This is a genomic window from Kribbella sp. NPDC056345 (assembly GCF_042262745.1).
Classification (GTDB): Bacteria; Actinomycetota; Actinomycetes; order Propionibacteriales; family Kribbellaceae; genus Kribbella.
In genome coordinates this window covers 271472-294644 of the sequence record NZ_JBHJQQ010000004.1, presented here as the reverse complement: position 1 = coordinate 294644, position 23173 = coordinate 271472, and the positions used below count along the sequence as shown (strand labels likewise).

The following is a 23173-nucleotide window of genomic DNA, read 5'->3' as shown; positions in this document are numbered from 1 at the left end:
CAATTGATTGGTCCGGACCAATGCCATCAGGTCTGGCACCGGAGATCAACGGCTCAGCAGTGGCGCCGAGGTGAATCTCAGAAGACAGTGAGCAAAAGCGGTCAAGACTCACGGGACCGCGGATCGGCAGGATCTACGTATGGATCTGTTCGTGGCGTTGGTGGATGTGGTCGGCGAGAGCCTGGACGACGTGTCCGCATCCGGGGCCGAGCTGGCTCGGCGGTTGCACCTGTCGCGGTTCCACTGCGACCGGATCGCGACGGCAGTGGCGGGTGAGACCCCGATCGCCCTCCGGCGGCGGTTGCTGCTGGAGCGAGCGGCGTACCAATTGGCCGGTACTGATCGCGGCATCCTCGACATCGCGGTCGATGCCGGGTTCGGGTCGCACGAGGCGTTCACCCGGGCGTTCTCGCGGTCCTACGGGACGACGCCGAAGCAGTGGCGCCGGCAGCCGACGCATCCGTTCTTCCTCGACGCACCGAGCGGGGTCCATTTCCATCCACCGGCGGGTCTCCGCCTGCCGGCCCGACGAAAGGTCACCAGCATGGACATCGTCACCGGTCTCGCCGAGCACCACGTGAGTCTGCTCGGCGAACTGATCGACCGCGCCCGCGACATCTCGCCCGACGTCCTCGACGGTGAGGTCCCCGCACCTGATCTGGACGAACCGCCGATCACGCCACGACGGATGCTGGACCGGATGGTCTGGCAGCTCGAGATGTGGCTCGCGGCCGTGGCCGCCGAACCGTTCGAGTTCCCGGAGAGCGGCAGAGCTGTGTCGTTGGGTCAGCTGCGGGATCGCTACGAAGTGGCGGGGCCGCGGTTCCTCGAGCTGGTCCATCGGGTCAGCGCCGAGAACTCGTTCGACGAAACCTTCGTCGACTCGACCTGCGCTCCGCCCAAAGTCTCCAGCTACGGGAGCATGATCGCGCACGTGCTCACCTTCGCCGCGGTACGCCGGACGCTGGTCGTCGACGCGTTCCGCAAGGCCGGCATGACCGATCTCGGGTACGGCGATCCGGCGCCGTTCCTCGCAAGGTCCTGATGGCGGACTGGGTGCGCGTCGGCCGGGTCGCTGCTGAGCTCCCGGAGACTGCTCCGGGGGTCGCTCACGAGGGGTCGCCGACGTACGAGGTGGCCGGCCGTCAGTTCGCTCGCTTGCGCTGGAACGACGAGGGCCGGGAGATCCTGCAATTCTGGGTTCCCGATCCGGCCGATCGGCAAGCGCTGGTTGCTGCGTCGCCCGATGCCTACTGGCTGGCCAAGGCGTTCCCGTCAGCCGTGTTCGCGTGGCTCGACCAACTGGACGAAAACGAGCTGACCGAGGTCGTGACCGATTCATGGACAGCCCGGGCACCGGCGAAGGTACGCAGGCTGCTCTAGCTCGGGTCTGCTGGGAGGGTGACGGTGATCTCCAGACCACCTGCGGGCCGGGGTACGGCGGTGACGGTTCCGCCGTGGGCCTCAGCTACGGATCGGACGATCGACAGGCCCAGGCCGGCGCCCTTCCCGCTGACCAGGCGCTCAGCGCCGAGCCGGTAGAAGGGCTTGAACAGCGCGTCCACCTCGTACGGCGGGATCTCCGGGCCGGTGTTGGTCACCTCGACCTGCACCTGGTCGCCGGCGGCGCGGGAGATCACCCGAACCCAGCCCGGGTGGACGTTGTGGCGGATGCCGTTCTCGACCAGGTTGTGGACCAGGCGTTCCAGCAGCAGCGCGTCACCTCGGGCCGGTGCGTCGCCGGGTCCGCGGATGATCTCGATCCCGGCCGCGGCAGCTTCCGCGCCGAGTTGGCCGGCGACGTGGTCGACGATATCCGCGAGGTTGACCGGGTACGGCGTGGTCAGCTGCTTCTCCGAGTCGGCCAGGATCAGCAGTCCGTCGATCAACTGCTCATGCCGGGCATTGATCGTGAGCAGGCTCTCCCCGAGTTCCTTCACGTCCGCCGAGGCAGTCCGGCGATGCATCGCCACCTCGACCAACGCGCGCCCAAGCGTGAGTGGCGTCCGCAACTCGTGCGACGCGTTGGCGACGAACCTGCGCTGACCGTCGAACGAATGGTCCAGCCGCTCGACCATGGTGTCGAACGCGTCCGCCAGGTTCTTCACCTCATCGTCCGGTCCTCGCAAAGCGATCCGCTCGTGCAGCGCCGCCGGTGAGGCCGCAATGCGCCGGGCGGTGTCCGTGACCCGGTGCAGCGGCGCCAGCACCCGGCCGGCCACCAGCCAACCGAATCCAGCCGACAATGCGCCGACCAACACCAGTGCGATGCTGCCCTGGGTCAGAAGCGACTTGGTCGCCGCCTGCCGCACCTGCTCGCGCTGCTCGCGCATCGCCTGCTCGGCAGCAGGACCAGTGAGTATGGTGCCGTCCTTGCCCGTGGCGAACACCTGGTTCGGCACTGGCGGCTTCCCGGTCTGACCCGGGTTGAGATAAGTGCCCTGCACAATCACTCGGTACTGCTGCCCGAAGTTGTTGCTGAACAGCAGATACGTCAGTCCGAGCAGCAGTGCGCCCGCCGCCAGGAACAGGCCGCCGTACAGGAGGGTCAGGCGACCCCGCAGTGTCAGGGGATGCGGTAGCCAACGCCGGTGACCGTCTCCACCAGACCGGGTTCGCCCAGCTTCCGGCGCAGCTTCAGGATGGTCAGCCGCACCACTCCGGTGAACGGATCCACGTGCTCGTCCCATGCCTTCTCCAGCAGTTGTTCGGCCGACACGGTCGCACCGTCGGCTCTGAGGAGCTCCGCGAGTACGGCGAACTCCTTCTTGGACAGCGGTACATAGCGACCGTCCCGGAACACCTCGTGCCGGGCCGGATCCAACGTGACACCGGCCCGCCGCAGTACCGGCGGATCGGCCGGGTGACTCCGTCTGCCCAGCGCCAGCACCCGTGCTGCCAGCTCGGCGAAGGCGAACGGCTTGGTCAGGTAGTCGTCCGCCCCGAGACCGAGGCCGTAGACCCGGTCCGTGACCGCCGCGGCCGCAGTCAGCATCAGCACCCGGGTCATCGACCCGGACTCCACCACCTGCCGGCACACGTCATCACCGTGTACGACGGGGATGTCGCGGTCCAGCACCAGTACGTCGTACTCGTTCGTGGTCAGCCGTTCGAGCGCGGCAGCACCGTCGCCGGCCACGTCGACGGCATGCGAATCGTCGCGCAACCACTCCGCGATCGCTGCTGCCAGCAGCGGCTCGTCCTCGACCACCAGTACGCGCACAGTCCCCATGATCCCCGACCGCCAGGTTTCCTCCGCGTTATCGCACTCGGAAACAGCCGGGAAACGGCCTTCGGCGAAGGCTGTGGCCATCACCCCGAGCTAGAGGAGATGTTCATGCGCAAGACCACCTTGGCCGCCGCGGCGCTGGCGGCCGTCGTACTGATGACTGGTTGTGGTGCGGAGGCGCCGGACAGCCAGGTCGCGTCGGGCTCCGGCGCTCAGTCCACCGCCCCGAGCAGCAGCGCGTCGCCCAGCCTGAGCCGGGACGAGAAGGCGGTCAAGTTCACCCAGTGCCTGCGCGAGAACGGGCTGAACGTGCCGGATCCGGAGCCCGGTAAGGGGCCGATGCTCAAGTTCGGTCCTGGCTCGGGGGTCTCGCAGGAGCAGGTCCAGAAGGCCATGGAGGCGTGCCGGGAGTACAACCCGCAGGCCGACGCCGCACCGAATCCGCAGCAGGAGGAGAACGGCCGCAAGCACGCGGCATGCATGCGGGAGAACGGTGTGGAGAAGTTCCCGGACCCGAAGCCCGGTCAGCGCGGCATCATGATCGGCCCGGAGGTCGGTGAAGACCCCGACTTCCCGAAGGCGCAGGAAGCGTGCCAGAGCATCCTGGCGGCGCGCTGATGCGAAAGATGCTGACAGCTGTGGCCGTCCTGGCCGCGGGAGGTGCGATGAGCGCCTTCCTGGTCAACCGGGGCGACACCAGCCAGGCCACGAATCAGACCGCACAGCCGTTGCCGGTCAACACCGCCAAGGTCACCCAGCAGACGCTCAAGGACACCGAGACCGCAGACGGCGAGCTCGGCTTCGGTACGACGTCCACCGCGGTCAACCGGGTCGCCGGAACCATCACCAGCCTGCCGGACAGCGGGCAGGAACTCCGGCGCGGCAACACCGTCTACAGCGTCGACAACAAGCCAACCACGTTGCTGTACGGCGCTCTGCCGTCGTACCGGCGGCTCGCGGACGGGAGCGAAGGACCGGACGTCCAGCAGCTCGAGCACAATCTGCAGGCTCTGGGTTATGACGGTTTCACTGTTGACGACGAGTACACCGCCAATACCGCCGAAGCTGTTTCGGAGTGGCAGGAGGATCTCGGTCTGGACGAGACCGGCGTGGTGGAGCTCGGGTCCGTGTTGTTCGCTCCCGCCCACATTCGCGTCGACAGCGTCCAGGCCGAGGAAGGCGCACCACTCGGGCCGAACCAGCCGGTGCTCACCTACACCGGCACGCGGAAGGCCGTCACGGTTCAGCTGGACGCGGCGGATCAACGTCTTGCTAAGCCGCAGTCGAAGGTCGACCTGACGCTGCCGGACGGCAAATCCGTACCGGGCAAGGTGGAGAAGGTGTCGACGGTGATCATCCCGGCCGCCGACCCGGCCAAGGATCCGGAGACCAAGGTGGAAGTAATCGTTGCTATCGACAACCAAAAGGCCGTCGCCGCCTGGGCGCTCGCTTCCGTCGATGTGACCTTTACTTCCTCGGAACGCAAGAACGTGTTGACCGTCCCGGTCTCCGCACTGGTCGCCCTGCGCGAAGGCGGCTTCGGCGTCGAGGTCACCGACGGCACGGCATCGTCGTACGTGCCGGTCAAGACTGGTCTGTTCGCGAGCGGTCAGGTCGAGGTCAGCGGCGCCGGGATCAAGGCCGGCACCGTAGTGGGGATCCCCAAGTGATCGAGCTGAACGAGGTGACCAAGGTGTATCCGGGCGGTGTGACCGCCCTCGGTGGTGTCAGTCTGCGCATCGACCGCGGCGAACTGGTCGCGATCGTCGGCCCGTCCGGCTCCGGCAAGTCGACGATGCTGAACGTCCTCGGCACCCTCGACCGGCCGACCTCCGGCGCGGTCCGGATCGACCGGTACGACGTGGCGCGGCTGTCGGACTCGGGCCTGTCCGCGTTGCGGGCGACCCGGATCGGGTTCGTGTTCCAGCAGTTCCATCTCGCGTCCGGCCGTCGCGCCCTGGACAACGTGGCCGACGGGCTGCTCTACTCCGGGCTCCGATCATCGGTACGGCGGAAGCGGGCGGCGACCGCGTTGGAGCGGGTCGGCCTGGGGCACCGCATGGATCACGAACCCCATGAGCTGTCCGGTGGCGAGCGACAACGGGTCGCCGTGGCACGAGCGGTCGCGGGCGAACCCGCCGTACTGCTGGCTGATGAGCCGACCGGAGCACTCGACTCGGCGTCCGGTGCCGGCGTGATGGAGCTGCTGCGGGACCTGCATGCGGGCGGTACGACGGTCGTCGTGATCACGCATGACCGGGACATCGCGGCCGCGCTGCCGCGTCAGGTCCGGATGCGCGACGGCCTGATCCTGGAGGAGGGGATATGAGCGCGCGACGGGCCGGTCGTGAGGGAAGCGAGTTGCGGCCGGCGAGCCTGGGGCTGCGTGACGTCGTACGAGTTGGTGCCGTAGGACTGCGGACGCGGCCGATGCGGGCGTTCCTGTCCGCGCTGGGGATCGCGATCGGGATCGCCGCGATGGTCGCGGTGGTCGGTATCTCGTCGTCCTCCCGCGCCGAGCTCGACGGGCAACTCGATGCCCTGGGCACCAATCTGCTCACGGTCGCGCCGGGGGTCCGGCTGACCGGCGAGCAGGCCCAGCTCCCACTCACCGCGGAGGAGATGGTCCGCCGGATCGCGCCCGTCCGGGCCGAGTCGGCGGTCGGCACGGTGGACGGCGCTTCGGTGTACCGGAGCAACAAGATCCCGGTCATCGAGACGAACGGCATCATCGCGTACGCCGCTCGGACGAACCTGCTCGACACCATCGGCGCAACGGTCCGCAGTGGCAAATGGCTCGACGCCGCGACCGGCCGCTACCCGGCGACTGTGCTCGGGGCCGGCGCGGCCGAGCGACTCGGGATCACCCGCGCGGGCCCGGAGGTCCAGGTGCTGATCGGCAACACCTGGTTCACCGTGCTCGGGATTCTCGAACCGGCCGCGCTGGCGCCCGAACTGGACGCTGCCGCCTTGATGGGCTGGCCGGCCGCCGCCAGCACCCTGGCCTTCGACGGGCACCCGACCACGATCTACACCCGCTCGGACGACGCCCAGGTCGAGGCAGTCCGATCGGTGCTCGGGGCAACAGCCAACCCCGAAGCGCCGAACGAGGTCGAGGTGTCGCGCCCCTCCGACGCACTCGCCGCGAAACAGGCCGCTGGTCAGGCCTTTACCGGTCTGCTCCTCGGTCTCGGCGCGGTCGCCCTGCTCGTCGGCGGGGTCGGCGTCGCCAACATCATGGTGATCTCGGTCCTCGAACGCCGCGCCGAGATCGGCCTCCGCCGCTCCCTCGGCGCCACCCGCGGCCAGATCCGCACCCAGTTCCTGACCGAGTCCCTGCTGCTCTCCGCCCTGGGCGGCCTCGGCGGAGCCCTCCTCGGATCCGCAGTCACCGCCGCCTACGCGTCGTACCAGAACTGGCTGACCGTAATCCCCGTCTGGGCCCTGGCCGGCGGCGTACTGGCCACCCTCGTGATCGGCGCCCTGGCCGGCCTCTACCCAGCAATCCGCGCCTCCCACCTATCCCCCACCGAAGCCCTCGCCACCCCCTAACCGCCCTAACGACAGGAGGTAGCCGTATACGTAGACGGCAGCGCCCGCCTGGACATGCCACGCGAGCGCCGCCGCATACCTACACGTCCTGTCGTTCGGGTCAGGCGGTGCGCCGGAGCTCCTCGAAACGAGTCCGTTGGATCATGCTGTCGACTCTGCCTGCTGGAGCGTGGTCTAGGTCAAGACGACGCCGATGCCGGTGATCGCGAGCTGGGCCAGTGCCACCGGCACCAGGACCTGCCAGGCGAGTTTTTGGAGTTGGTCGGCGCGCATGCGGGGGAAGGAGACGCGGACCCAGATGACGGCGAAGGCGACGACGGCGGTTTTGAGGATGGTCCAGATCCAGCCGATCGAGTCGGGGCCGGGGCCGGACCAGCCGCCGAGGAAGAGGACGGCGGTGAGGGCGGAGAGGATGACGATGCCGGCGTACTCGGCGAGCAGGAAGAGGGCGAAGCGGAGGCCGGTGTACTCGGTGTAGGGGCCGAAGATGACCTCGGAGTCGGCGACCGGCATGTCGAAGGGTGGGCGTTGCAGCTCGGCGAGGCCGGCGATGAAGAAGACGACCAGGCCGGGGAGCTGCCAGAGCAGCCACCACGGGTTCCAGGCGTTGGCGATGCCGGTGAGGCTCAGGGAGCCGGCGGCGACGGCGACGCTGGCCGCGGACAGCACGAACGGGAGCTCGTAGCTCATCAGCTGGGCCGCGACCCGGAGACCGCCGAGCAGGCTGTACTTGTTCCCGCTGGCCCAGCCCGCCATCAGCGAACCGAGCACGCCGACACTCATCACCGCGAGCACGAAGAACAGCCCGGACTCCAGATCCGCGCCGACGATGCCCGGCGCGATCGGGATCGCGGCCAGCGCGGCCATGTACGGCAGGATCGCGACGAACGGCGCCCACTCGAACACCCGGCGGTCCGCCGCGGCCGGGACCACGCTCTCCTTCTGGACGAACTTCACCCCGTCCGCCACCAGCTGCGCCCAGCCATGGAATCCCCCGGCGTACATCGGGCCGAGCCGTGACTGCATGTGCGCCATCACCTTGTGCTCGGCCTGACCGACCACCAGCGGCGCCACCAGGAAGGCGACGATCACGCCGACCACCCGCACCACGAACTCCAGCATGCCCGCCACCCTATCGAGTTCCGCTTGACCTGAACCACCGTTGAGGTCCGATCGTTGGCGTCATGAGCACAGTTCTCGTCATCGGAGCCACCGGCCGCACCGGCCGCCACATCGTCACCGGCCTCCTCGCCGCCGGGGTCACCGTCCGAGCCTTGGTCCGTACGCCGGACCTCGCGAACCTACCCGCGGATGTCGAGCTGGTGGCAGGTGATCTGCAGGATCCAGCCGCCGTACGACGGGCTGCGGCTGGGGCGGATGCCGCCTTCTTGCTGTGGCCGTGGTTCTCGTCGGAAGGTGCCGCGGCCGTGGTCGCGGAGCTGCCGCGGCGAGTCGTGTACCTGTCGACGCTGGGTGGGGGTGGGTTCTGGGGCGAGATCGAGGAGCTGCTGAAGGATCGGGACTGGACGTTCGTCCGGCCAAGCGGGTTCGCCGTGAACACGCTGAGCTGGGCTGAGCAGATCCGCACTGGCGTCGTACGGATTCCCTATCCGAAGGCCGCGCGGTCCCTCATCCACGAGCGTGACATCGCAGCGGTCGCCGTACTGACTCTCGTTGGTGATCACCACATCGGGAAGTCGTACGAGCTCACCGGGCCCGAAGCCATCACCCAGGAAGACCAGGTCGCCACGATCGCCGAGGTCGTCGGCCGGCCGATCCGGGTCGAGGAGTTGACCGACGACGAGGCCCGCCAGGAAATGCTCGCCCAAGGCGCCGACGCTCTCCTCGCCGACAGCGCCGTCACCTACTGGTCCAGCCTCGTCATCACCCCCGAACCCGTCACCACCACAGTCGCCACGTTGACCGGCCGCCCGGCCTTGACCTTCGCCACCTGGGCCCGGGACCACGCCGCCGACTTCGAAGGCGTACAGAACAACGGGTAGTAGTGCGCAGCAACTGCCGGGCCGCAGCGTCCGGGCGCGGCAGAATCCGCTGACGGAGTGACTATTACCCGTTCGTCTGTACGCAGTGTCGTCAGGCAGACCCAGGCGAAGACGCGTCGGGAGGAGCAGCATCCGTGGGTGGGGTGGCGTCTGTGGGGGCAGGTGCATCCGCAGGGGCGGTTGCGTTTGCGGGGGTAGCCGCGTCTGGGGTGGTTTGTTTTTTGGTTCGGCGGTTGGGTGGGGTTCGGCGGGCTGGGGTGGCGGCGGCTTGGGCGGGGGCCAGGGGGTCTGGGTCGGGGGTGCCGGGTGGGCGGGGGCCCCAGGAGTCGGGGTCGGGGACGCCGGGTGGGAGGGTGCGGCGGCGGGAGGGGGCGCCGGAGGTGGGGGCGTGGTCGGACTCGCCGGGTTCTTTGGCGCCGGGCCAGGGTTTGGCGACGCGGGCAGCGAGGATGAACTCTTTGCGGAGCGGGTTGCCTTCGAAGCCGTCGGGCAGGAGGAGGGGGACGAGGTTCGGGTGGCCGTCGAAGGTGATGCCGAACATCTCGTGGGTCTCGCGCTCGTGCCAGTTCGCGCCGGCGTACAGGTCGGAGAGGGTGGCGAGCTGCGGGGTGGCGCGGGGGATCAGGGTGCGGACGAGGACGTGGTCGACGTGCGCACCGCCCCAGAAGTCGGCCAGGTGGGTGACGATCCGGAAGCCGTCGGTGAGCTCGTCGGAGGCGGACAGGAAGTCGAAGAAGGTGAACCCGACCCCGTCGCGCAACACCTCGTGCGCGGCGACCCAGTCAGCAGCCGGTACGTCGATCGTCGCGGGACCGAAGCTGTCCGCGGCCACTGCCTCGATGCCGGCTGTGGTGAGGGCATCCAGCGCATCGCTCATTGCGGCGGCACCAGGTCGCGGGTGAGCGCGGCGGCCGACGGTTCGTCGTATCGGTCGGCGAGCTTCTCGCCGGCGATCTTCTCCTGCAGTTTGAGGATGCCCTGCAGCAGCGCCTCCGGACGCGGCGGGCAGCCGGGCACATAGACGTCGACGGGGATGATCTGGTCGACGCCCTTGGTCACGCAGTACGAGTCCCAGTACGGGCCGCCGGAGTTCGAGCAGGAGCCGAACGAGATCACGTACTTCGGCTCCGGCATCTGGTCGTAGAGCCGCTTGATGGCCGGCGCCATCTTGTCGGTGACCGTGCCGGAGACGACCATCAGGTCCGCCTGCCGCGGGCCCGGCGCGAACGGGATGACACCGAGCCGGATGAAGTCGTGCCGTCCCATCGACGCCGCGATGAACTCGATCGCGCAGCAGGCCAGGCCGAAGTTGAACACCCACAGGGAGTACTTCCGGCCCCAGTTCAGCAGGTACCGGACCGGGGTGGGCGCGAGCTTGGCCAGCGCACCCACGGCCGGGCGCACGGCCGGCAGCGGCAGGTCGGTCTGGGACATGGGCTCAGCCTAGTCCCGCGATCTCCTCGGCGAGGATTTCCGGGTACTCCAGCGGCGCGTAGTGCCCGACGCCGTCGACCGTCCGCAGCCGGACGTCGCTGAAGAAGTCGTCGAGCCGGTCCGACCACGCCCGTGGGAACAGCGGGTCGAACTCCGGCCACAGCACGACCGTCGGCACATTGATCCGGTCGTACGACGCGGGCGCCGTCTCGGCCGCGGACATCGCGACCGCGCCGGAGCCACCGCGGTACCAGTTGAGCGAGGCGGTGAACGCGCCAGGGACCGAGTACACCTCGACCAGGTGGTCGAGGTCGGGCACGAATCCCGGGCCGGACCAGTGCTGCCAGAAGTGGTTCAGGTACGACCGGACTGCATCCGGCTTGCCGTCGATCAGCTCCTCGATCAGCGGGAGCCGGTGGAACGACTGGTACCAGAACTCCCGCTGTGCCTGCTCCGAGAAGACCCGCTTCCCGATCCCCGGCAACGGCGGTGCGACCACGAGTCCGTCAATCAGCTCGGGGTGTGTCCGCGCGATCGCCTGTGCCACCCGACTACCCACGTCATAGCCCGCGAGCACGGGCTGGTCGAGTCCGAGCTCCTCGATCAACCCAACAACACTCCGAGCCTGCCCAGCCGCACCAAACTGTGCCGGATCGGTGGGTGTGGTGATGGGAGGGGACGCCTCGGGGGCGGCCGCGGCGCGGGATGAGGCGCCGAAGCCTCGGAGGTCGGGGACTACTACGTCGAAGCCGCGGTCGGCGAGGAGTGGGGCGAGGAGGCGGTAGTCGGTTCGGTCGCCTGGCCAGCCGTGCAGCAACACCACCGCCGGGCCTTCGCCGAACCGGTCGTACTCGAGCTCGAATCCGTCCACCGCTGCGCTTCGCATGCCGCCTATTCTCGACTACCGTGATTGAACAGGACTGAACAGGTTCATTCTGCTAGGAGACGGCCATGGCTGAGCAGGTCGAGACCCGCGCCTTCAGTGTGGAGAGCAACGGGCTGAACGTGATTGCCGACGCCGATCGGAAGGGGCGGCCGAGTCAGCTGTTCTGGCCGTGGTTCGGGGCCAACGTGTCGGTGCTGGGGCTCAGTTACGGCGCGTTCGCGCTCGGGTTCGGGATCTCGTTCTGGCAGGCGGTTGTGGCCGGGGCGGTCGGGATCGTGTTCTCGTTCCTGCTCTGCGGTCTGATCTCGCTGGCCGGCAAGCGTGGTTCGGCGCCGACGATGGTGCTCAGCCGCGCGGCCTTCGGGGTGCGCGGCAACAAGCTGCCGTCGCTCGTGTCCTGGCTGCTGACGGTCGGCTGGGAGACCGTGCTGACGATCCTCGCGACACTCGCCACGGCGACCGTGTTCGAGCGGCTCGGCTGGGGCGGCGGCACCGTGACGAAGATCGTCGCGCTACTGGTCGTCGGCGTACTGATCGTCGTCTGCGGCGTCCTCGGCTTCGACCTGATCATGCGGGCGCAGACGGTCATCACCGTGGTCACCGGCGTCCTGACCGTCGTCTACATCGCCCTGGTCGCGGACAAGATCCACTGGAGCACCGTCTCCGCGCTCCCGAGCGGTTCGACGCAGGAGGTGATCGGTGCGCTCGTCTTCCTGATGACCGGCTTCGGCCTCGGCTGGGTGAACGCGGCCGCCGACTACTCCCGCTACCTGCCGCGCCGGTCGTCGAGCCGCGGTGTGGTCGGCTGGACGACGTTCGGCGGTTCGATCGCGCCGCTCGTACTGCTCTTCTTCGGTCTCCTCCTGGCTGGTTCCTCCGCAGACCTCAGTACGGCGATCGGCGCCGACCCGATCGGCGCTCTGGCCGCCGCGCTGCCGACCTGGTTCCTGGTCCCGTTCGTGATCGTCGCCGTACTCGGCCTGGTCGGCGGCGCCGTCCTCGACATCTACTCGTCCGGCCTGGCCCTGCTCTCCATCGGCCTCCCGGCTCCGCGGTGGGTCGCTGCGCTCATCGACGGTGTGGTGATGATCGCCGGCACGATCTACGTGGTGTTCTTCGGCGGTGAGTTCCTCGGCCAGTTCCAGGGCTTCCTGATCACTCTCGGCGTCCCGATCGCGGCCTGGTGCGGGATCATGCTGGCCGATATCGCGACCCGCCGCCGCGACTACGCCGAACGCGACCTCTACGACCCGATCGGCCGGTACGGCGATATCCGCTGGGCGCCCGTCCTGACCATGCTCGTTGCCACCGGCATCGGTTGGGGCCTGGTCACCAACACCTTCGCCTCCTGGCTGGGCTGGCAGGGCTATCTGCTCCAGCCGTTCGGCCTCGGCCTCAAGGACGGTGCCTGGGCCTACGCCAACCTCGGCGTCCTGGTCGCCTTGGTCCTCGGCTTCGTCGTCCAGCTCGTCACCGGCAGCCGCGCCATCCGCCGCCAGGAGGCCGTCGCTTAATGCCAGAGGGCCTCAAGCACGAGCGCGTCGCCGCCGTGCTCGCCCGGGAGATCAAAGCCGGGCTGGTACGGCGTGGGGCCCGCCTGCCCGGTGAGGTCGAGTTGGCACGCCGGTTCGGGGTCAGCCGGAACACGGTCCGCGCGGCGCTGGCCCAGCTGACCGAGGAAGGCCTGATCAGCACCCGGACCGGCAAAGGCTCGTTCGTGGTCTTCGACGGCCGCCCCCTCGACGGCCGCCTCGGCTGGACCCACTCCCCCACCGACCGAGACCTCGAAGTCGAACTCCGCACCATCCGCATCGCCCACGAACACACGCACCACCGGCATGACCGCACCGAGAAACTGATAGTGATCGAGCGGTTGCAAGTCACCGGCAGCAAACCGATCGCCTGGGAGCGCAGCTGGATCCCGGCGCTGGACAGCCTGCGTGAGCTGCCGAAACGCGGTCTGGTGGGTGACTCGATCGCGCTCACCCTGACCCGCGCCGGTCTCCACCCGGACCACTGCCAACAACGGCTCCGCGCCCGAGCGCTCCAGGCAGACGAGGCCAAGCTGCTGCGACGCCGTACCGGCTCCTGGTTCCTGCACACCGAGCGGACGAGCTGGACCGCGGACGACCGCTTCGCCGAGTACGCAGAGTGCCTGCTCGACCCCTCCTACTTCGAGCTCAGCCTGGACTACGGAACCTCCTGAGCCCGGCATAGGGAGTTGTGCCGATGCGGCGCTGCTCCTCAGGCGAGCACTGTCTGGGCATGTCCTTCTACACGCCAGAAATGGTCCGGGCCGAGGTCCAGTACCGCCAGGAGAAGCTGCGGCGCTCGTATCAGCGCCCGCTCTGGTTCCAGCGCAAGCCGAAGACGCAGCGGCCCGAGCCCTGCGCCCCCGAACTCCGCGCCCACCCCGTCATGTGAACACCCCTCGAGGCACCTCCTAGGTGCCGGCCCGGACTCCCTAGGACCCCCTAGGGAGCCGGGATAGGGAGGAGTTCCGATGTGCGGAGCTACCTCAGAAGAACAGAGTTACTCATGTCGGCAGGACGCCGGCACCAACCAAGGAGAACGCCATGTACACGAACGAATCGGTCAAGGCCGAGGTCGCCTACCGCCAGGAGCGTCTCGCCCGTGACTTCCGGCAGCACCGGAGCACCGGAGCCCGCCGGGCCCTCACCCACTTGTTCGGCCGGAAAGCCTGAAGGGAGGTACACCATGTTCATCACACCGCAGACGATCCAGGCAGAGACTGCCTACCGCCAGGAGCGCACCACGCGTGAGTTCCGCAAGCTGAGCCGCTGGACGCGTCCGGAGCAGGCCGCCAAGCCCGCCCCGCGGCACGCCCGCCGCCGTTCCTTCACTACGGCCGCATGAGTGCCAGGACCGCCGTCCCTGACCGGATAGTCCAGGTCAGGGACGGCGTTTTTGTTGCCGGTGGCGCTCATCGGACGGGATGCCGTCGATTTGTGTCGGCTCCAGGGGCGAAGATGGACACCGTGCCCTGGACCTCGACACCTCTCGTCGGCCGCTCGACCGAGATGGCTGCCCTCCTCAGTGCCGTCGACGACGCCAAAACGCGTCGCGCCGGTGCCGTTCTGCTGTCCGGTGACGCGGGCGTCGGCAAGACCCGCCTGCTGGACGAGGTGGCGACCGGTGCCCACGAGCGCGGGTTCGGCGTACTGGTCGGGCACTGCACCGACTTCGGTGACGCCGGCCTGCCGTATCTGCCGTTCTCGGAGATCTTCGGCCGGCTGGCCGGTGACCGGCCGGATCTCGTTGAGAGCGTGCTCACCAACTTCCCGGCGATCGGCCGGCTGCTGCCGACCCACCGCCTGATCGGCGCCCAGCCGGTTCCGCAGGACGGCCCGCTGGATCGCGCCGCGCTGTTCGACGCGGTCCTCGGCGCTTTCACCGCGTTGTCGACCAGCGAGCCGCTGCTGGTGATCGTCGAGGACGCTCACTGGGCCGACGACTCCACCCGGGACCTGATCGGTTTCCTGATCACCCGGCTGACCGCGCAGCGCCTCACGCTCGTGGTTTCGTACCGCAGCGACGACCTGCATCGGCGGCACCCGCTGCGCCGCCCGATCGCCGAGTGGTCGCGCAACCCGCGCGTCCGCCGGGTCAACCTGCTGCCGCTGGACGCCACCGAGTCGCGCTCATTGCTCGATTCCCTGCTCACCGAGCCACTCCCGGAGAGCGACGTACGGCGGATCCTCGATCGGGCCGGCGGCAATGCGTTCTTCACCGAGGAGCTGGTGGCAGCGTCGTCGATGGGCGACAGCGCCGCCGTTCCGCCTGATCTGGCTGATCTGCTGCTGGTTCGGCTCGACCCGCTGTCCGATGAGGCTCGCCAGGTCGCGCGGGTGATCGCGGTGGCCGGCCGCCGGGTTCCGCACACGCTGCTGACCACGGTCGCCGGGCTGCCGGACAGCCAGCTGGACGTCGCGCTGCGCGAGCTCATCGACGCGCACATCATCGATGTACCGGGCAATGCCAGCTACTACTTCCGCCACGCGCTACTGGCCGAGGCCGTGTACGACGATCTGCTGCCCGGCGAGCGAGTTCGCCAGCATGCGTCGTACGTGCAGGCGCTGAAGGATCAGACCGTCGCTGGTACGGCGGCTGAGCTGGCCGGGCATGCGACTCGCTCACATGATCTGGCGACCGCGTTCGAGGCGCGGGTCCGGGCCGGGCAGGAGGCGATCTCGGTCGCTGCGCCCCAGGAGGCGCTGAAGCACTACGAGATGGCGCTGGAGCTGTTCCCGAACGCCGCCGAGGACAACACGATCGACAAGACCTGGCTGATCGCCGACACCGCGATGGCGGCCACCCTCTCGTCGCAGCACCTGCGGGCGCTCAAGCTGCTCCGCAAGGCGCTCGCCGATCTGCCGGCCGACGCGCCCAAGATTCAGCGGGCCCAGTTGCTGCTGCCGCTGGCCGATATCGCCTTGGTCATCGATCAGGACCAAGAGGCGAACGAGGCCGCCACCCAGGCGCTCAAGCTGGTCGCCGACGAGCCGTCGACCGTCTTCAAGGCACAGATCGCCACGCTGTACGCGCGGGTCTCGGCCGGTCTCGGCAGGTCCATGGAGGCCGAGCGCTGGGCGCACAAGGCGCTCGAGATCGCCCGCGAGGCCGGCGAGGAGTCGGCCGCTGGTGACGCCGGGATCACGCTGGCCCAGCTGCGTCGCCGGGCCGGCGATCCGGCGACCGCGGCGCGGCAGATGGAAGAAGCCGCGGTGCGCGCCGAGCTGGCCGGTGACGCGGCGGCCGAGGTGCGCAGCCGGTTCCTGCTCGGCTCGATCCAGTACGAGGAAGGTGACCTGCAGGCGGCCAAGGCGACCTTCGCCACCACCTGCCGGCGAGCCACCGAGCTGGGCCGGCAGTGGGCGGCGTACGGGTTCGACGCCCGGCGGATGCTCGCGTTGACGCAGTTCACGCTCGGCGAGTGGGATGCAGTGACGGAGACCACCCGGGTCGATTCCGGTACGCCGGCAGCGTCGGCGGCCGCTTTGCGGGGTATCGAGTTCAACGTTCGGGGCGGCCGCGGAGACACTGCCGTCGCCGAGGAGATGGAGACGCTGCGGAAGTGGTGGGAGCTGGATCTGCTGCTGCCGATCAACGGCCTCCAGCCGGCCGTCGACGCGTACCGGCAGCTCGATCGGCCGGCCGACGCGGAGAAGCTGATCGCGGACATCACGGCCCTGTCCCAGGACATCTATCAGACGGAGTTGTTCACCGGGCGGATCCGGTTCTCGGCCATCGGCCTGCAGGTGCTCTGCCACCGCGCGGTCGGTGAGCCGTCCGCGGCGAAGGAGTTGGTCGCCCGCGGTGCGGAGCTGGTCGCGGGCGGTCAGATGACGGCCGAGAAGGGCCTGCCGCCCGGGCGGTTGCTGGGCGTCGAAGGGCTTGCCTGGTTGTCGCGTCTCGAGGCCGAGTGGGAGCGGCTGCGGTGGCTGACCGGGATCGATCCGCCCTCGCCCGAGGAGCACGTGGCGGTGTGGCGGCGGACGACGGAAGCCTTCGGGTACGGGTATGTCCACGAGCAGGCGTGGTCGCGGGCGCGGTTGTCCGACGCTCTTCGGGCGGCCGGCAAGGTCTCCGAGGCGAACGAGCAGGCGCTCCTGGCTGCCGAGGCAGCGCGGGCGCTCGGCGCCAAACCACTACTCGATGAGCTCGGCGGTACCGACGGTCCGGGGCTGGGCGGTGGTTCGCTGACGGCTCGCGAGACCGAGGTGCTGAAGCTGCTGGCCGAGGGCAGGACCAACCGGCAGCTCGCTCGTGAGCTGTACATCAGCGAGAAGACAGTCAGCGTGCACGTGTCGAACATCCTCGGCAAACTCGGCGTCCGCTCCCGGACCGAAGCCGCCGCGGTAGCCCGGCGAGACGGCCTACTGGATTAAGCGCATGACACACGACTCTCTGTTGCCTTCAACAAGCGTCTGACCCAGCACGGATTGTTGCTTCATCGAACGACTGACCTACGACACAGAGTGCACCGCTCACGATCGGCGCTGTGCGGCCACCGATCATGAGCGGTGCTGGGCGGGACCCGGTGTGGGGACCGGGCGCTCCGAACCTCGGCGGGCGAGCCGCCTCGAAGAATGTCAGCCGTGCTTGCGGTGCCGGCCCGTCTCGGGTGCGACCCGTCCGGTACGGCGGTCTGCGAGCTCGTCGGCGTGCGCCGGGCGCTCGACCTGGGTGATGTCGTCGAAGACGTGCTGGGCGTGCCGCATCCGGGTCGCCGCGAGCAGGAGGAGGACGGCCGCGACGATGCCGATCGCCACCCAGAGTTGCCAAATCATCGCCCACCACCCTCTGCCTGTGTGGTACCCCGGCGTAATCACGATAACCGCGAATCGACCTATTGGCGACAGTCCGGACGCAATGCGTTATGAACACGGCGATCACGCTCACACTTGTTGCCTTACGCAATTACAAAGGGTGATAAAGCAACCATTTCACGCCTGACAGAGATGACGATCTGTCACCTCCGGAGAAACGAGACCTCTCGCACCATGAATACGGAGCGCGACGAAAATCGGTTCAGGCGACGGTGGAGAGCAGCGCCGTCAGGTTCGCACCGAGGACCTTGCGCAGGGTCGCTTCGGGCATTCCGCGACGCTGCAGCGCGTCGGTGATCAGCGGCATCCCGGCCGGTCCTTCGAGGCCCGGCACGTACACACTGGCGTCGAGGCCCTGGATGATCAGCGGCTTGTCGCAGGCCGGGATCTTCTCGTCGAACACCTCGGCGACGAAGTCACTGCCGAAGCCGGCATGATCCGCGCCGGCCACGTCGACGACGTACTCGAGGTGGTCGGCCAGGTGCTCGATGGTCGGCTTCTCCGCAGTGAGGAAGCCGGCGAAGAAGTTCACGCAGATCACGCCGCCGGTCGCCGCGATCGCGCGCAGCTGCTCGTCGGTGAGGTTGCGGTGGTGCTCGCGGAGCGCGAAGGCACTGGAATGCGAGGCAACGATCGGTTTCCGGGCCAGCTCGAGGATGTGCTCGACCCCGCGCCGGCCGACGTGCGACACATCGATCAGTACGCCGAGCTCCTCCAGCAACCCGACCGCCTCGACACCGGCCAGGGTGAGCCGACCACCGGTCGCGTCCTCACCCGAGCCGTCCCCGAGAGCACTGCGGCCGAAGTGGGTGAACGACACCATCCGGACCCCGAGGCGCTGCAGCGTCTGGAAGAGCTCCAGGTCGTTGTCGATCTGCGGGCAGCCCTCGAGGGCCAGCACGAGCGCGATCTTCCCGGCGGAATTCGCGGCCGCGATATCACCAGGCGCCGTACAGAGTGCGACCTCGTCCGCGTTGCCCTCGGCGATCCGGTGCGCGGCCTCGATCATCCGCAGCGTTTCCCGCAACGCCCCCTCGGGCCGGAACTCGTCGTCGATGAAGACCGGCAGCACCTGAACGTCGATCCCGCCGGCCCGCAGCTGCGGGATCCACCGCTCCCGGAAGTACGACGACCAGACGGCCTTCGGCCGGCGCGCGACCAGCATCAGCAGGTCGTTGTGCGCGTCCGCGACGATCGCATCACGGTGAAGGCTGTTCATCAGGTCCACCGGAGGACTCCCTTGCGGTAGGCATAGAGCAGCCCGACCGCGACGAACGCGAGGAAGACGAACATCTCGATCAGCGTGGCGACGCCGAGCTGCGCGAACACGGTCGCCCACGGGAACAGGTAGACCGCGTCGACGGCGAAGATCACGTACAGGTAGGCGAACAGGTAGTACCGGATGTGGACCTGCGCCCAGCCTTCGCCGACCGGGTCGACACCGGACTCGTACGTCGTGAGCTTGCCCTCGGTCGGGTAGGTGACGGTCAGCGCCTTGTTCAGCGCGAACGCACCGATCAGCCCGAGCAGACCCAGGACGACGATCGCCGCGACAACGCCATAGCTCTCCGACACAGCTGAAAGCTTAGTTCGTGCAGAGCAAGTAGGAGTCGACCGAGATGTAGGGGCCGTAGCCGGACTTGACGTCGGTCGCCTGCAGGCGGAGCCGAGTGACGCCGTCGATCTTGGCCTGGAAGTTGCCCTCGGTCTCCTGCAACTGCCGGATCGAGGCGATCGCCTTCGCCCGCGGGCCGTTGTGGATCGAGAGCCGCGCGGTGCCGTCGGTGAGGTTGCCGAGCCAGCTCTTGAAGTGCCGGCACCCGGTCGAGTCGACCTCGCCCCAGACGTAACCACCCTTGTCCGCGAGCAGGTCTGCCTCCGAACGCCGCGGCCCCTCGCTCGGCGGGATGACGGTGAACTGCGGGTTCGCCTTACCGCCCGACGCCAGTACGCCGCGCTTGAACAACCCGCGCCAGACAAAGTGCTGGAAGGTGATCGGCTTCGAGGTGGAGGCGGCGTACGGCGCCTGGGCGTACACGTTCAGGCGGTAGTCGCGCACCGAGCCCGGCTGCGTGACCTTGATCGTCACGCCGGTGCCGACCGAGAAGCCGTGGCCGATCTCCTGCCATTTCTTCGTGGTCGGGATCCACTGGTGCAGCCGGATCCGGGTGCCCTTGACCGGGGCCGGAGTGACCGTGCCGGTCACCGTGATCACCCCGGTGGTCGCGTTGGTCGTCTTGATCCCGGTGATCTTGAGCGCGCGGGCCGGTGCCGCGGCAGCCGCGGGCAGTACGGCGTCCGCCGTACCGTCGGAGCGGTCGGTTCCAGACAGGCTCAGTGCGCCGCTGGAAGGTGCCGCCGGAGCCGCGCAAGCGGTCAGGGCGAGCAGCAGACAGGCGAGAGCGACCACGGGACGACGGACCATGGAGACACCCTGCCTCCTGGTGCTCCACCTCCGCAACCGAGCGGCTGCTCAGAGTGATACCGGTGGTGCACAGGCCTCCAGCTTTCAACACCCCGTCCCAGGCTGTGGACCGGCGGGGCTTTCGCGTGGTTCCGTTCTAAGGGCGAACTAATATTGGGGTTACCGCCCTGCCCTGGGGGGACCGGTTGCCGCTCACAAGGCGGTGCGCCGGCCCAAGTGCCGACTTGGAGATGAACAGAACAGTGACCATCGAGGTCAAGCAGCTCGACCGCGTGGTGATCCGCTTCGCCGGCGACTCCGGCGACGGGATGCAGCTCACGGGGGACAGGTTCACAGCGGAAACGGCATCGTTCGGCAATGATCTGTCGACGTTGCCCAACTTCCCCGCCGAGATCCGGGCACCAGCCGGGACTCTGCCGGGAGTGTCGTCGTTCCAGCTCCACTTCGCCGATCACGACATCCTGACGCCGGGTGACGCGCCCGACGTCCTGATCGCGATGAACCCGGCCGCCCTCAAGGCGAACCTCAAGGATGTCCCGCGCGGCGCGACGGTGATCGTCGACACCGCGGACTTCACGGCCCGGAACCTGAAGCGGATCGGGTACGACGAGAACCCGCTGGAGAACGGCGAGCTCGAGGCGTACCACGTGGTCGCGCTGAACCTGACCGGTATGACGGTGGAGTCGGTCAAGGAGTTCGGGCTGTCCCGTAAGGACGCGTCCCGGGCGAAGAACATGTACGCACTCGGTCTCGTCTCCTGGCTGTTCCAGCGGCCGGTCGAGTCGACGATCAAGTTCCTGGAGACCAAGTTCGCTTCGAAGCCCGATATCCGCGACGCGAACATCGCGGCCTTCCGGGCCGGCTACAACTTCGGTGAGACGGCCGAGGAGTTCTCGGTCCGCTACGAGGTGAAGCCGGCCGTGATGCCGACCGGCACCTACCGGAACATCTCCGGCAACCTCGCGCTGGCGTACGGCCTGGTGGCGGGCGCCCAGCGGGCGGGGCTGCCGATGGTGCTCGGCGCGTATCCGATCACTCCGGCGTCCGACGTACTGCACGAGTTGTCCAAGCTCAAGCGGTTCAACGTGACCACGATCCAGGCCGAGGACGAGATCGCCGGGGTCGGTGCTGCGCTGGGTGCGTCGTTCGGTGGTGCGCTCGGCGTGACCACGTCGTCCGGGCCCGGGATCTCCTTGAAGTCCGAGACGATCGGTCTCGGCGTGATGCTCGAGCTGCCGCTGGTCGTCTGCGACATCCAGCGCGCGGGCCCGTCCACCGGGATGCCGACCAAGACCGAGCAGGCGGATCTGCTGCAGGTGATGTTCGGCCGCAACGGCGAGGCGCCGCTGCCGATCGTCGCGGCCCAGTCCCCCGCGGACTGTTTCGCGATCGCGGTCGAGGCGACCCGGATCGCGGTCACCTACCGGACGCCGGTGATCGTGCTGTCCGACGGTTACCTGGCCAACGGTTCGGAGCCGTGGCAGATCCCGTCGGTCGAGTCGCTGCCGACGATCGATCCCAACTTCACGGTGGAGCCGAATGCGACGGCGGCCGACGGCAAGCCGGCGTACCTGCCGTATCTGCGTGATCCGGAGACGCTGGCGCGAGCCTGGGCGATCCCCGGTACGGCAGGGCTGGATCACCGGATCGGTGGTCTGGAGAAGGAGGACAAGACCGGCAACATCTCCTACGACCCGGCCAACCACGACCTGATGATCCGGACCCGGCAGGCCAAGATCGACGGGATCGCCCGGACGATCGAGCCGCTGCACGTCGACGACCCGGACGGTACGGCGAAGGTGCTGGTGCTCGGCTGGGGATCGACGTACGGGCCGATCGGGGCCGGTGTGCGGCGGGTGCGGACTGTCGGCGGGAAGATCGCGCAGGCACACCTGCGGCATCTGAACCCGTTCCCGGCGAACCTCGGGGACGTGCTGCGCAGCTACGACAAGGTGCTGGTCCCGGAGATGAACCTCGGGCAGCTGGCGATGCTGCTGCGGGCGAAGTACCTGATCGATGTCGTCTCGTACGCGCAGGTCCGCGGGATGCCGCTCGGCGCGGCCGAGCTCGCCGAGGTGATCGGCAACCTGGTCGAGGAGACCGAAGGGATCGACGACGACGCGCGCCACCTGGGCTCGGCGGCAGCGAACCTGACGCACTGGGATCACCTGGAGGGTGCACGATGAGCACGGTTGATCTGGGACTGCCGGGCGGCCTGAAGGGTGTTCCGGTCGCGGACGGGCCGCAGAACCGCAAGGAGTACGTGTCCGACCAGGAGGTTCGCTGGTGCCCGGGGTGCGGCGACTACGCCGTACTGGCTGCTTTCCAGGGGTTCCTGCCGGAGCTCGGGATCAAGCGCGAGAACGTCGCGATGGTGTCCGGGATCGGCTGCTCGTCACGGTTCCCGTACTACCTGTCGACGTACGGCATGCACTCGATCCACGGGCGCGCGCCGGCGATCGCGACCGGGCTCGCGACGGCACGGCCCGACCTGAGCGTCTGGGTGGTGACCGGTGACGGCGACGCGCTGTCGATCGGTGGCAACCACCTGATCCACACCCTCCGGCGGAACGTGAACCTGAAGATCCTGCTGTTCAACAACCGGATCTACGGTCTGACGAAGGGTCAGTACTCCCCGACCTCCGAGCCGGGCAAGGTGACGAAGTCGACCCCGATGGGTTCGGTGGACACGCCGTTCAACCCGGTCTCGCTGGCCCTCGGTGCCGAGGCGACCTTCGTGGCCCGCACGGTCGACTCCGACCGCAAGCACCTCACCTCGGTGCTGCGCGCGGCCGCCGAACACCGCGGCACGTCGTTCGTCGAGATCTACCAGAACTGCCCGATCTTCAACGACAACGCCTTCGACGCCTTCAAGAACCCCGACACCCGCGACGACGCGATCATCCCGCTCGTCCACGGCGCCCCCATCCGGTTCGGTGTCGACGGCCACCTCGGCGTCGTCCGCGACGGCTTCGCCTCCCTCGCCGTCCGCGAGGTCGCCGACCTCCCCGGCGGCGAGTCCGACCTGGTCGTCCACGACGCCCACACCGAGGACCCCGCCTACGCCTTCGCCCTCTCCCGCCTGACCGACGCCGGCGTCCTCCACCAGGCCCCCATCGGCATCTTCCGCCAGGTGGACCGCCCCGCCTACGACGACCTCGTCCGCCAGCAGATCACCACCGCCACCCAAGCCCAAGGCCCCGGCGACCTCCAGTCCCTGATCACCGGCACCGACACCTGGACCGTCGACTGACAGCGCCTGGCCTGGGCAGACCCAGGCCAGGCGAAGTCATC

Annotated in this window: 25 protein-coding genes; 15 read left to right on the top strand and 10 right to left on the bottom strand. The window is 68.5% G+C overall.

The features are described from left to right. Window positions 1–139 precede the first annotated feature (139 nt). Both ACFCV3_RS16185 and ACFCV3_RS16180 read left to right on the top strand, forming a co-directional pair. On the top strand, window positions 140–1045 hold the full coding sequence (locus tag ACFCV3_RS16185) for a helix-turn-helix domain-containing protein (protein ID WP_376030797.1): 906 nt from the start codon (window positions 140–142) through the stop codon (window positions 1043–1045). Next, window positions 1045–1383, top strand: coding sequence for an MmcQ/YjbR family DNA-binding protein (locus tag ACFCV3_RS16180; RefSeq protein WP_376030796.1), 339 nt, complete (start codon window positions 1045–1047; stop codon window positions 1381–1383). The genes ACFCV3_RS16185 and ACFCV3_RS16180 overlap by 1 nt, the downstream gene beginning before the upstream one ends. On the opposite strand, the gene ACFCV3_RS16175 is transcribed toward ACFCV3_RS16180, so the two are convergent. Together ACFCV3_RS16175 and ACFCV3_RS16170 are read right to left on the bottom strand one after the other, a co-directional pair. Next, the gene (locus ACFCV3_RS16175) at window positions 1380–2525 is read right to left on the bottom strand and encodes a sensor histidine kinase (protein ID WP_376031351.1); all 1146 of its coding nucleotides are present in this window, start codon (window positions 2523–2525) and stop codon (window positions 1380–1382) included. The genes ACFCV3_RS16180 and ACFCV3_RS16175 overlap by 4 nt on opposite strands. A 41-nt stretch (window positions 2526–2566) precedes the next feature. After that, entirely contained in the window at window positions 2567–3223 is a 657-nt protein-coding gene (locus ACFCV3_RS16170; protein WP_376031349.1) for a response regulator transcription factor, read from the bottom strand. 114 nt (window positions 3224–3337) lie between these two features. Between ACFCV3_RS16170 and ACFCV3_RS16165 the strand changes: the two genes are divergently transcribed. From ACFCV3_RS16165 to ACFCV3_RS16150, 4 genes are read left to right on the top strand one after another with little or no spacing between them, the layout of a single operon-like run. Next, complete coding sequence (locus ACFCV3_RS16165) at window positions 3338–3847, top strand: hypothetical protein (protein WP_376030795.1); 510 nt, start codon at window positions 3338–3340, stop codon at window positions 3845–3847. Beyond that, on the top strand, window positions 3820–4899 hold the full coding sequence (locus tag ACFCV3_RS16160; RefSeq protein WP_376030794.1) for an efflux RND transporter periplasmic adaptor subunit: 1080 nt from the start codon (window positions 3820–3822) through the stop codon (window positions 4897–4899). The genes ACFCV3_RS16165 and ACFCV3_RS16160 overlap by 28 nt, the downstream gene beginning before the upstream one ends. Further along, the gene (locus tag ACFCV3_RS16155) at window positions 4896–5558 is read left to right on the top strand and encodes an ABC transporter ATP-binding protein (RefSeq protein ID WP_376030793.1); all 663 of its coding nucleotides are present in this window, start codon (window positions 4896–4898) and stop codon (window positions 5556–5558) included. Before ACFCV3_RS16160 ends, ACFCV3_RS16155 begins: the two co-directional genes overlap by 4 nt. Further along, the gene (locus tag ACFCV3_RS16150; RefSeq protein WP_376030792.1) at window positions 5555–6781 is read left to right on the top strand and encodes an ABC transporter permease; all 1227 of its coding nucleotides are present in this window, start codon (window positions 5555–5557) and stop codon (window positions 6779–6781) included. Before ACFCV3_RS16155 ends, ACFCV3_RS16150 begins: the two co-directional genes overlap by 4 nt. Window positions 6782–6955: 174 nt before the next feature. Here ACFCV3_RS16150 and ACFCV3_RS16145 read toward each other — a convergent pair whose 3' ends face one another. Further along, complete coding sequence (locus tag ACFCV3_RS16145; RefSeq protein WP_376030791.1) at window positions 6956–7903, bottom strand: NADH-quinone oxidoreductase subunit H; 948 nt, start codon at window positions 7901–7903, stop codon at window positions 6956–6958. A 62-nt stretch (window positions 7904–7965) separates the two neighbouring features. Between ACFCV3_RS16145 and ACFCV3_RS16140 the strand changes: the two genes are divergently transcribed. Beyond that, on the top strand, window positions 7966–8784 hold the full coding sequence (locus ACFCV3_RS16140) for an SDR family oxidoreductase (protein ID WP_376030790.1): 819 nt from the start codon (window positions 7966–7968) through the stop codon (window positions 8782–8784). A gap of 91 nt (window positions 8785–8875) precedes the next feature. Here ACFCV3_RS16140 and ACFCV3_RS16135 read toward each other — a convergent pair whose 3' ends face one another. The 3 genes from ACFCV3_RS16135 to ACFCV3_RS16125 are packed head-to-tail and all read right to left on the bottom strand — an operon-like array spanning window position 8876 to window position 11104. Beyond that, entirely contained in the window at window positions 8876–9661 is a 786-nt protein-coding gene (locus tag ACFCV3_RS16135) for an NADH-quinone oxidoreductase subunit C (protein WP_376030789.1), read from the bottom strand. Next, window positions 9658–10218 carry an NADH-quinone oxidoreductase subunit B gene (locus ACFCV3_RS16130; RefSeq protein ID WP_132413009.1) on the bottom strand — a complete coding sequence of 187 codons (561 nt, stop codon included), beginning with the start codon at window positions 10216–10218 and terminating at the stop codon, window positions 9658–9660. The genes ACFCV3_RS16135 and ACFCV3_RS16130 overlap by 4 nt, the downstream gene beginning before the upstream one ends. A 4-nt stretch (window positions 10219–10222) precedes the next feature. Beyond that, window positions 10223–11104, bottom strand: a complete 882-nt coding sequence (locus tag ACFCV3_RS16125; RefSeq protein WP_376030788.1) for an alpha/beta fold hydrolase — start codon at window positions 11102–11104, stop codon at window positions 10223–10225. 65 nt (window positions 11105–11169) lie between these two features. On the opposite strand from ACFCV3_RS16125, the gene ACFCV3_RS16120 reads away from it, so the two are divergent. From ACFCV3_RS16120 to ACFCV3_RS16095, 6 genes are all read left to right on the top strand, one after another. Continuing rightward, window positions 11170–12618, top strand: a complete 1449-nt coding sequence (locus ACFCV3_RS16120) for a purine-cytosine permease family protein (RefSeq protein ID WP_376030787.1) — start codon at window positions 11170–11172, stop codon at window positions 12616–12618. Beyond that, complete coding sequence (locus tag ACFCV3_RS16115; RefSeq protein WP_376030786.1) at window positions 12618–13310, top strand: GntR family transcriptional regulator; 693 nt, start codon at window positions 12618–12620, stop codon at window positions 13308–13310. The genes ACFCV3_RS16120 and ACFCV3_RS16115 overlap by 1 nt, the downstream gene beginning before the upstream one ends. Window positions 13311–13369: 59 nt before the next feature. Further along, window positions 13370–13528, top strand: coding sequence for a hypothetical protein (locus ACFCV3_RS16110; protein ID WP_165952716.1), 159 nt, complete (start codon window positions 13370–13372; stop codon window positions 13526–13528). A 152-nt stretch (window positions 13529–13680) separates the two neighbouring features. Beyond that, window positions 13681–13809 carry a hypothetical protein gene (locus ACFCV3_RS16105; RefSeq protein ID WP_272948621.1) on the top strand — a complete coding sequence of 43 codons (129 nt, stop codon included), beginning with the start codon at window positions 13681–13683 and terminating at the stop codon, window positions 13807–13809. 13 nt (window positions 13810–13822) lie between these two features. Beyond that, entirely contained in the window at window positions 13823–13981 is a 159-nt protein-coding gene (locus ACFCV3_RS16100) for a hypothetical protein (RefSeq protein WP_376030785.1), read from the top strand. 113 nt (window positions 13982–14094) lie between these two features. After that, the gene (locus ACFCV3_RS16095) at window positions 14095–17013 is read left to right on the top strand and encodes an AAA family ATPase (protein WP_376030784.1); all 2919 of its coding nucleotides are present in this window, start codon (window positions 14095–14097) and stop codon (window positions 17011–17013) included. 204 nt (window positions 17014–17217) lie between these two features. Here the strand turns inward: ACFCV3_RS16095 and ACFCV3_RS16090 are convergent, their stop codons facing one another. The 4 genes from ACFCV3_RS16090 to ACFCV3_RS16075 all read right to left on the bottom strand — a co-directional run bounded on the left by ACFCV3_RS16090 (window position 17218) and on the right by ACFCV3_RS16075 (window position 19879). Further along, on the bottom strand, window positions 17218–17415 hold the full coding sequence (locus ACFCV3_RS16090; protein ID WP_376030783.1) for a hypothetical protein: 198 nt from the start codon (window positions 17413–17415) through the stop codon (window positions 17218–17220). A 241-nt stretch (window positions 17416–17656) separates the two neighbouring features. Continuing rightward, window positions 17657–18673, bottom strand: a complete 1017-nt coding sequence (locus tag ACFCV3_RS16085) for a dipeptidase (RefSeq protein WP_376030782.1) — start codon at window positions 18671–18673, stop codon at window positions 17657–17659. After that, window positions 18673–19029, bottom strand: a complete 357-nt coding sequence (locus tag ACFCV3_RS16080) for an NADH-quinone oxidoreductase subunit A (RefSeq protein WP_132413023.1) — start codon at window positions 19027–19029, stop codon at window positions 18673–18675. The genes ACFCV3_RS16085 and ACFCV3_RS16080 overlap by 1 nt, the downstream gene beginning before the upstream one ends. A gap of 10 nt (window positions 19030–19039) precedes the next feature. Further along, entirely contained in the window at window positions 19040–19879 is an 840-nt protein-coding gene (locus ACFCV3_RS16075) for a hypothetical protein (protein WP_376030781.1), read from the bottom strand. A gap of 230 nt (window positions 19880–20109) precedes the next feature. On the opposite strand from ACFCV3_RS16075, the gene ACFCV3_RS16070 reads away from it, so the two are divergent. Together ACFCV3_RS16070 and ACFCV3_RS16065 are read left to right on the top strand one after the other, a co-directional pair. Further along, window positions 20110–22065, top strand: coding sequence for a 2-oxoacid:acceptor oxidoreductase subunit alpha (locus ACFCV3_RS16070; RefSeq protein WP_376030780.1), 1956 nt, complete (start codon window positions 20110–20112; stop codon window positions 22063–22065). Beyond that, a complete protein-coding gene (locus tag ACFCV3_RS16065; protein ID WP_376030779.1) occupies window positions 22062–23132 on the top strand; it encodes a 2-oxoacid:ferredoxin oxidoreductase subunit beta in 1071 nt (356 codons plus the stop codon). Before ACFCV3_RS16070 ends, ACFCV3_RS16065 begins: the two co-directional genes overlap by 4 nt. Window positions 23133–23173 lie beyond the last annotated feature (41 nt).

Bases quoted from the DNA above. Each gene is read 5' to 3' on its own strand.
- ACFCV3_RS16065 (WP_376030779.1), top strand. From the start codon at position 22,062: ATGAGCACGGTTGATCTGGGACTGCCGGGCGGCCTGAAGGGTGTTCCG.
- ACFCV3_RS16125 (WP_376030788.1), bottom strand. From the start codon at position 11,104: ATGCGAAGCGCAGCGGTGGACGGATTCGAGCTCGAGTACGACCGGTTC.
- ACFCV3_RS16070 (WP_376030780.1), top strand. From the start codon at position 20,110: ATGAACAGAACAGTGACCATCGAGGTCAAGCAGCTCGACCGCGTGGTG.
- ACFCV3_RS16090 (WP_376030783.1), bottom strand. From the start codon at position 17,415: ATGATTTGGCAACTCTGGGTGGCGATCGGCATCGTCGCGGCCGTCCTC.
- ACFCV3_RS16105 (WP_272948621.1), top strand. From the start codon at position 13,681: ATGTACACGAACGAATCGGTCAAGGCCGAGGTCGCCTACCGCCAGGAG.
- ACFCV3_RS16180 (WP_376030796.1), top strand. From the start codon at position 1,045: ATGGCGGACTGGGTGCGCGTCGGCCGGGTCGCTGCTGAGCTCCCGGAG.
- ACFCV3_RS16075 (WP_376030781.1), bottom strand. From the start codon at position 19,879: ATGGTCCGTCGTCCCGTGGTCGCTCTCGCCTGTCTGCTGCTCGCCCTG.
- ACFCV3_RS16115 (WP_376030786.1), top strand. From the start codon at position 12,618: ATGCCAGAGGGCCTCAAGCACGAGCGCGTCGCCGCCGTGCTCGCCCGG.
- ACFCV3_RS16145 (WP_376030791.1), bottom strand. From the start codon at position 7,903: ATGCTGGAGTTCGTGGTGCGGGTGGTCGGCGTGATCGTCGCCTTCCTG.
- ACFCV3_RS16085 (WP_376030782.1), bottom strand. From the start codon at position 18,673: ATGAACAGCCTTCACCGTGATGCGATCGTCGCGGACGCGCACAACGAC.
- ACFCV3_RS16120 (WP_376030787.1), top strand. From the start codon at position 11,170: ATGGCTGAGCAGGTCGAGACCCGCGCCTTCAGTGTGGAGAGCAACGGG.
- ACFCV3_RS16095 (WP_376030784.1), top strand. From the start codon at position 14,095: ATGGACACCGTGCCCTGGACCTCGACACCTCTCGTCGGCCGCTCGACC.
- ACFCV3_RS16130 (WP_132413009.1), bottom strand. From the start codon at position 10,218: ATGTCCCAGACCGACCTGCCGCTGCCGGCCGTGCGCCCGGCCGTGGGT.
- ACFCV3_RS16165 (WP_376030795.1), top strand. From the start codon at position 3,338: ATGCGCAAGACCACCTTGGCCGCCGCGGCGCTGGCGGCCGTCGTACTG.
- ACFCV3_RS16185 (WP_376030797.1), top strand. From the start codon at position 140: ATGGATCTGTTCGTGGCGTTGGTGGATGTGGTCGGCGAGAGCCTGGAC.
- ACFCV3_RS16100 (WP_376030785.1), top strand. From the start codon at position 13,823: ATGTTCATCACACCGCAGACGATCCAGGCAGAGACTGCCTACCGCCAG.
- ACFCV3_RS16150 (WP_376030792.1), top strand. From the start codon at position 5,555: ATGAGCGCGCGACGGGCCGGTCGTGAGGGAAGCGAGTTGCGGCCGGCG.
- ACFCV3_RS16110 (WP_165952716.1), top strand. From the start codon at position 13,370: ATGTCCTTCTACACGCCAGAAATGGTCCGGGCCGAGGTCCAGTACCGC.
- ACFCV3_RS16135 (WP_376030789.1), bottom strand. From the start codon at position 9,661: ATGAGCGATGCGCTGGATGCCCTCACCACAGCCGGCATCGAGGCAGTG.
- ACFCV3_RS16140 (WP_376030790.1), top strand. From the start codon at position 7,966: ATGAGCACAGTTCTCGTCATCGGAGCCACCGGCCGCACCGGCCGCCAC.